This is a genomic window from Vibrio sp. V08_P9A1T1 (genome assembly GCF_963874405.1).
In the GTDB taxonomy this organism is placed as follows: domain Bacteria; phylum Pseudomonadota; class Gammaproteobacteria; order Enterobacterales; family Vibrionaceae; genus Vibrio; species Vibrio anguillarum.
Window position 1 is genome coordinate 1 of the sequence record NZ_CAWNIB010000092.1, and the last position, 6,603, is coordinate 6,603.

Consider the following 6,603-nt stretch of genomic DNA (forward strand, 5'->3'; position numbering starts at 1 on the left):
GAACTGATTGTGAAATGCTCAGTCTCAATAAGTGTAGTTAGCAGAGCATTAAGAATTTTACAGGCCGTCAAATTTTTCTTCTTACTGTAACTACCGATATGCTGCTTTTTCTTATTAACTCCTATGTTTATTTGTATCCGCCCAGCGCCTTTTGCTCTGGGCTTTTTTTTGCCGCATGAGAGGCAAAGCAGTAACTGACGAGCGATAAAATCGGCCAACACTGCAATTTTTGCTCAGGTCAGTATATACTACGGCCCTTTTCTGCTCGAAAATCATCATGAAACTGTCTGACACCCCCATAACGCAACATACTTTTGCCAATAACCGCTTCTATTTAAAACGTGATGATCAACTTCACAGCCATTTTTCCGGAAATAAAGCGCGTAAGTTCATGGCGTTATTGGATAGCGATTCCCCCGGCATCAGCACTTTAATCAGCTATGGTTCGGCGCAGTCGAATGCTCTCTATTCTCTGGCGGCTCTTGCGCGTATTAAAGGGTGGAAATTTGAGTTTTATGTAGACCACATTCCAACGTGGCTACAACAAAGGCCGATTGGCAACTATCGTGGCGCACTGGATTTAGGAGCGCACATCATCGAAGTTAGCCCCATCAATATAATGGCCCCCGAGCAGTATATTGATACGATCCGTCAGCCTGATGCTTCATGCTTAGTCGTACCAGAAGGCGGTCGCTCAAAGGTGGCCGAAACGGGCATTAAGCAGTTGGCTCTAGAAATTCTCAACTGGATGAGGATGGAGACAAAAACGCAATTCGTCGTTGCGTTGCCCTCCGGGACAGGAACCACTGCGATCTACCTGCAAAAATATCTAAAACCGCACGGCATTGAGGTTCTGACCTGTGCTTGTGTAGGGGGAAATGACTACCTCATCCAGCAATTTGACGAGCTTGAAGAGCGCCAGTACCCTACGATTATATCTACAGAGAAAAAGCATCACTTTGGACGATTGTACGAAGCCGATTATCGGATGTGGCAAAATCTACTTGAGCAGACTCATGTAGAATTTGATCTGTTGTATGACCCTATGATGTGGCAATGTTTGTTACCTTGGATGGAAGCTCATCCAGAAAAAACGGTGATTTATATCCATCAAGGTGGGTTACTGGGCAATGAAAGTATGCTGCCCCGCTATCAGCGGCAATTTGATTAACTACCTCACTATAAATAGGAGATACACCATGCTGAAGTACTGTGTTTGGTTATTATTGATTGCTCCTAGCTTTGGCTACACGAAAGTAATCAATACCGCTTCGCTACCGGTTGTGGTGGCTACAGAAGGTAAAGCTTTGCAACGTGTTTGCTATTATAAGGACCAAGCTTATTCTATCGGTGCAGTGATTCAAGTCGGTGAGCTGTATATGATCTGCCAAGAGGCCAATGATTTTGAAACCAATGGCCCCTTAAGATGGGTGTTACTGACTCAACAAAAATAGTGAGAGGAAGGTTAGTTTAAGCCTCCCATTAGGGTGTATTTCACTTCCAAATATTCGTCTAGCCCCTGCTTTGCTCCCTCGCGGCCAAGACCTGACTCTTTGATGCCGCCAAACGGTGCGACTGTAGTTGATATCAAACCTTCGTTAATACCAACAATACCGACTTCCAGTGCCTCACTCAAGCGCCAAGCCCGAGCCAGTGACTGCGTATAGCAGTATGCCGCTAATCCAGAATCCGTGTGGTTTGCACGTTCAATCACTTCCTCTTCGTGAGTGAAACGGAACAAAGGTGCAAGTGGGCCAAAGGTTTCTTCTTGAGCCACCAACATCTCTTCTGTCATCTCTGTTAATACGTGAGGCTCAAACAAGCGGCTACCGGCTTGAGGCAGAGTGCCATATTGCACTAAAGCACCTTGCGCGGTGGCATCCGCAATATGTAATTTGACTTTAGCCACCGCCGCATCATTGATTAAAGGCCCCATTGTTACGCCCGATTCCAACCCATTTCCCACAATCAGCTTGCTGACTTTATCAACCAATTTTTTAACAAATTTATCGTACACGCCCTCTTGCACATAGATTCGATTGGCACAGACACAAGTTTGACCAGCGTTACGAAACTTCGCCACCATCACACCCTCTACGGCGGCATTAATGTCGGCATCATCAAACACAATAAAAGGGGCATTACCACCCAGCTCGAGCGACAACTTTTTGATGTTGTGCGCGCACTGTGCCATTAATATTTTCCCCACTCCTGTTGAGCCAGTAAATGAGAGTTTGCGTACCACTTTGCTGCTGGTTAATTGCTGCCCGATTGCGATTGCCTCTCCGGTCACCACTTGCAATAAGCCAGCGGGAAGCCCAGCACGATGCGCCAATTCTGCCAAAGCAAGAGCAGTAAAAGGCGTATCTGGTGCTGGTTTGAGTACCACTGCGCACCCAGCCGCAATCGCTGGAGCACATTTACGAGTCACCATAGCCGCAGGGAAATTCCAAGGCGTGATCGCAGCAACCACACCAATAGGTTCTTTCGATACCAGTATTCTTGCATCCGCTTTATGACTCGGGACAAGCTCACCATAAGCTCGTTTTGCCTCTTCGGCATACCATTCGACAAAGCTGGCAGCATAGCTGATCTCGCCTTTCGCTTCCGCTAAAGGTTTGCCTTGCTCGTTGGTTAAAATCAGTGCCAGATCATCGCTGTGTTCAACAATCAATTCATACCAAGCTCTAAGCACTCTCGCTTTGTCCGCCGCTGGCTGTTTTTTCCACAGTTTCTGCGCAAGCTCTGCACCCTCAATCGCTTGTTGGACTTGCGCACTATCTAGCTGCGGAACCGTTCCAATCAGAGTGCCGTCATAAGGGTTGTAAACGGTTGAGGTGAGCGAGTTGGATGCACAAACCCATTGACCATTGAGATAACATTGTTGTTTAAAAAGTTGAGGATCACGAAGCTGCATGACGATGCTCCTAGCGATAATATGGGGGGAGAAGCACAGGGTAAAAGGAAACTGAGTCAGGTTCAATTGATAAACGGTATTATTCAGGGATTGCGACTATCTACTCATGCATCAGCCTCGACCCAGCCGCTTCCTATGCAGAAAAATGGCCTTAACTCACCACGTCTTCCACTGTAAAAACTCCCCTTAAGGGATCAATGTTTTGACAATAAGTGTTACCAACCACCTCTTTCGCTTGATACATCGCCTCATCAGCCAAGGCCATTAAATGGTGCATACTATTGGTTTGTAAGGGGAAGTAGCTGATACCGACACTAACACCAACGGTTAGGCTTTGCCCTTCAAACTCAATGGGCAGCCCTAAGCATTTGATGATTTGTTTGACTTTCTCTGCGACAAAGTCGTACTCATCAATCAGATCGAGGCACACTACAAATTCATCGCCGCCAAGCCTTGCCGCAAAATCAGATTGGCGGATACTGGCCTCTAAGCGAATCGCGATTTGCTTTAAAATTTCATCTCCCGCGCAGTGGCCTTGAGTGTCGTTAATGGTTTTGAAATTGTCCAAATCAATGAAAAGTAACGCTAACTTCACCTTAGTCCTGTTGGCTTTTACGATGGCGTTATCCAACAACTTTTCAAACGCTCGCCGATTAAGTAGCCCCGTCAACGAATCATGTTCAGATAGAAACTGAAGCTGATCTTTTTGAATTTTTAACTCTGAGGTTTGTCGCTCAACCTCTAATTGCAATTCATCTTTTGTCACGGTTGTCGTTTTTAGTGAGACCTTCATATGGTTAAAGAAATCAGCCAAAGCAACAAATTCAATATCCAGATTAACTGGTTCAATCTTGCTTTCAAGGTCACCATACGTCAAAGCTAGGATACCTTGTTTAATTGACGCAAACCCCCTTTTGAAACGTTTCAAAATCAACCACGCAATGCCACTCACTAAGATTGAAAAAAATAATATTTTCAGTGCACTCAACATCAAGGTCATTTGTTGACTCTCAATGCTTTTTGCTAAGACTGATTTTTGTAAGTAAAACAACTCTTCAGTCATATTTTGCACGAGCATATTGTAACGTGAATGTAGCAGCCCTTTCGCGCTGATTAGAGAGTTGCTTTTTGCTTCAGCATCTTGATGAGTAAGCTTTTTTTCTTGTTGCAGTAAGACGGCAAGGCTAGTATTCATACGTTGTAAGTTTTCGATATGTTTGCCCATCATCTTATGATTAAGCAGTCTCTTGGAGAGGCTTTGCTGAGCAATATCAACCTGGTCCAAACTTGATACATCAGAATACTGCAGGAAAATCCAAAGTTGGCTACGCAACAAATCCACACTCAATTGGATCTGCATAATATCTTCTAGATCTTTTTTTGTTTGCTCTTGTTCTTTAAGTAAGCCCCACAGAGAAAAAGTGATCAAAAGGATTAGAAATGCCGTGGATGCGAACAATAATGTCAATTTACGTACAATCGAACTGATCATTTTATCGATACCTTAGTACGTAGCACTTCCTCGATCGGCTTGGAAGCAAGCACTGTCCGAAAATCCGGCTTGTCGCCCGTAACCATACCAGCCTCAATCGCCCATCTTGCTTGAAGCTGTAAGTTAGATAAAAGTGCATTACCTAACGACAAACGAAATACATAATCATTCCAAGACCACTCGAGTTGGGGTAACGGAATATTTAAGGCCTGTGCAATCACCTCTCTCGATTGTTCAGGATTGAGGTTAATCCATTCATTAGCCTCTTTTAATGCGCGTAATATTGCCACTATCTCGTCATGCGCCTCTTCGACGGTTGCTTTCATCGAAAGTAAATTAAACGACAAATGATAAATACCAGATAGCCCAAGGTTCAATACATCGGATGGTGCAGAGGTTTCAGTTTTATAACCGTAAGGTTCCCAAACAGAAATAGCATCAACTTGTGAGGAGAATAATGAGTCATTTAGCGCTTCTGGTGGTAAATAGACTTTTTCAACAGCCATCTCTTTCAGGTCACTGGCAATCAACAATGAATCAAAGTAAAACTCACTGGCACTCGCCTTAACGATGCCTACTTTTTTACCTTCCAAGTCACTCAGGTTAACAATGCCTAATCGCTCTAACGTGAGCAGCTTTAAATCGTTATCTGACTCAACAAAACTGGTTAGTAGTGCAAAATCATTACGCTGGAAAAGCTTAAACATAACCACCGACTCAGAGGCAGTCGCATAGTCTACATTCCCACTAAACAAAGCTTGAGAACAGGCCACACCTCCAGAACAGGGCACTAGTTCGACATTCACCCCTTGCTGTTCAAAAAAACCCAAACTGTCGGCAATAATAAAGGAGGAAGAGAGTGGCGTTTGCGAAACCGCTATTCTTACTGCTTTACGCTCTTCAACACGGCTAGCATCATAAAAATGACCAAGTTGCCTATTAAAAATAGCAATAGTGACTACCAATACAACAATAGCCACTGCAACTTTATGAAAGGTCTGAGCTTTGTGCTTTTTCGTAACCATAGCCAATAAGTGAAATTAGTTTTATATATGACAGTTTAGCTCTGAATTGGAATTATTTTTGAGTGAATGGCTATTTAATAACTTTTAGCAGGGGATGCATTGAGATTGTTTAGATTAAACAGTGAGTTAAGCTTGAGTTGACATGGTATTTTACGCACAAAAAAACCGTAGACGATCGTCTACGGTTTAGAATATGGCGGTGAGCAAGAGATTCGAACTCTCGATACGTTGCCGTATACACACTTTCCAGGCGTGCTCCTTAAGCCACTCGGACAACTCACCAAATTATATTGTGGTTAGCGCATTTGGCTAACGAGGCGCTAATTTAATGATTCTATAGGATTAGGTCAAGCCAAAATAATAAAAAAGCCCACCACTTTGGTTCGTTTGACTACTTATTGACTTATTTGATGAAATTCAATACAAGCCTTTCTTCAGTGAGTGTCACGGTTAGGCACTACGATGATAGCCAGGGACACGGAACCAACGGCGGCACATATCTAAAAAATAGCCATAGAGAACGCCCATTCCACACGACACAATGGCATTGCTTGATACTGCGGTTATGATCTGCTCTGTAGATGCGCCTACAGCCCATAGAATGGCGGCATAGACAGGAGATTGAAATAGAACGTAAGCAACCAAATCCGAGACATTCTTCATTAAGCCAGTCTCAGACCATTGACGTCCCTGGCGCAGAATAAAGTCACGAAATACGCCATAAGGCCATGCTATTGCGATATTAACTGGGATAGACAGTGTACGTGATGCTAGCGACTGTTCGAAGGTCATTCCAGAGATGAAAATTTCAATGATCATGCCTGATATAAAACAAAAAACAACCATTGCAAATGTGTCCGCCGCAGCATGACGAATACAAAATGGGCCACGAGCTTTCATTACTTCCCTCTACACAATAGATATAACTATTAAATATGCCAATCAGCAATACAGATACCTAGAAAATAACAACAAGCTAGATAATGAGGGAATTAGAACACATATTTTGTAGATTTAGTGACCAATTTTAATTAACTTAGGTAAATTTATAACCAATTTTGAATCGGAAACTAGAATCTAACGCTATTCTTTAAATTCCTGTTACAACGCATTCTTACTAAATCTCAAAATGGTTATTTAATTACAAAAATCGGAAAGCAACACCGTTA

Annotated in this window: 7 protein-coding genes and 1 tRNA gene; 2 read left to right on the forward strand and 6 right to left on the reverse strand. The window is 43.3% G+C overall.

The features are described 5' to 3' along the window. The coding region (locus tag AACT21_RS04755) for a hypothetical protein (protein WP_217898734.1) at positions 1-221 on the reverse strand (221 nt) is incomplete at its 3' end. Between the two features lie 56 nt (positions 222-277). Between AACT21_RS04755 and AACT21_RS04760 the strand changes: the two genes are divergently transcribed. Further along, positions 278-1,171 carry a pyridoxal-phosphate dependent enzyme gene (locus AACT21_RS04760; protein WP_094163197.1) on the forward strand — a complete coding sequence of 298 codons (894 nt, stop codon included), beginning with the start codon at positions 278-280 and terminating at the stop codon, positions 1,169-1,171. A 28-nt stretch (positions 1,172-1,199) separates the two neighbouring features. Continuing rightward, a complete protein-coding gene (locus tag AACT21_RS04765) occupies positions 1,200-1,454 on the forward strand; it encodes a DUF1496 domain-containing protein (RefSeq protein ID WP_010319042.1) in 255 nt (84 codons plus the stop codon). A gap of 11 nt (positions 1,455-1,465) precedes the next feature. On the opposite strand, the gene AACT21_RS04770 is transcribed toward AACT21_RS04765, so the two are convergent. The 5 genes from AACT21_RS04770 to AACT21_RS04790 all read right to left on the reverse strand — a co-directional run bounded on the left by AACT21_RS04770 (position 1,466) and on the right by AACT21_RS04790 (position 6,334). Then, on the reverse strand, positions 1,466-2,917 hold the full coding sequence (locus AACT21_RS04770) for an NAD-dependent succinate-semialdehyde dehydrogenase (RefSeq protein WP_194545246.1): 1,452 nt from the start codon (positions 2,915-2,917) through the stop codon (positions 1,466-1,468). A gap of 151 nt (positions 2,918-3,068) precedes the next feature. Further along, a complete protein-coding gene (locus tag AACT21_RS04775; RefSeq protein ID WP_013856589.1) occupies positions 3,069-4,409 on the reverse strand; it encodes a GGDEF domain-containing protein in 1,341 nt (446 codons plus the stop codon). Then, positions 4,406-5,440: an ABC transporter substrate-binding protein gene (locus AACT21_RS04780; protein WP_019280927.1), complete on the reverse strand. Its 1,035-nt coding sequence runs from the start codon at positions 5,438-5,440 to the stop codon at positions 4,406-4,408. Before AACT21_RS04780 ends, AACT21_RS04775 begins: the two co-directional genes overlap by 4 nt. A 188-nt stretch (positions 5,441-5,628) precedes the next feature. Next, positions 5,629-5,716: transfer RNA gene (locus AACT21_RS04785), tRNA-Ser, on the reverse strand. 168 nt (positions 5,717-5,884) lie between these two features. Then, the gene (locus AACT21_RS04790) at positions 5,885-6,334 is read right to left on the reverse strand and encodes an L-alanine exporter AlaE (protein WP_017042265.1); all 450 of its coding nucleotides are present in this window, start codon (positions 6,332-6,334) and stop codon (positions 5,885-5,887) included. Positions 6,335-6,603: the final 269 nt, after the last annotated feature.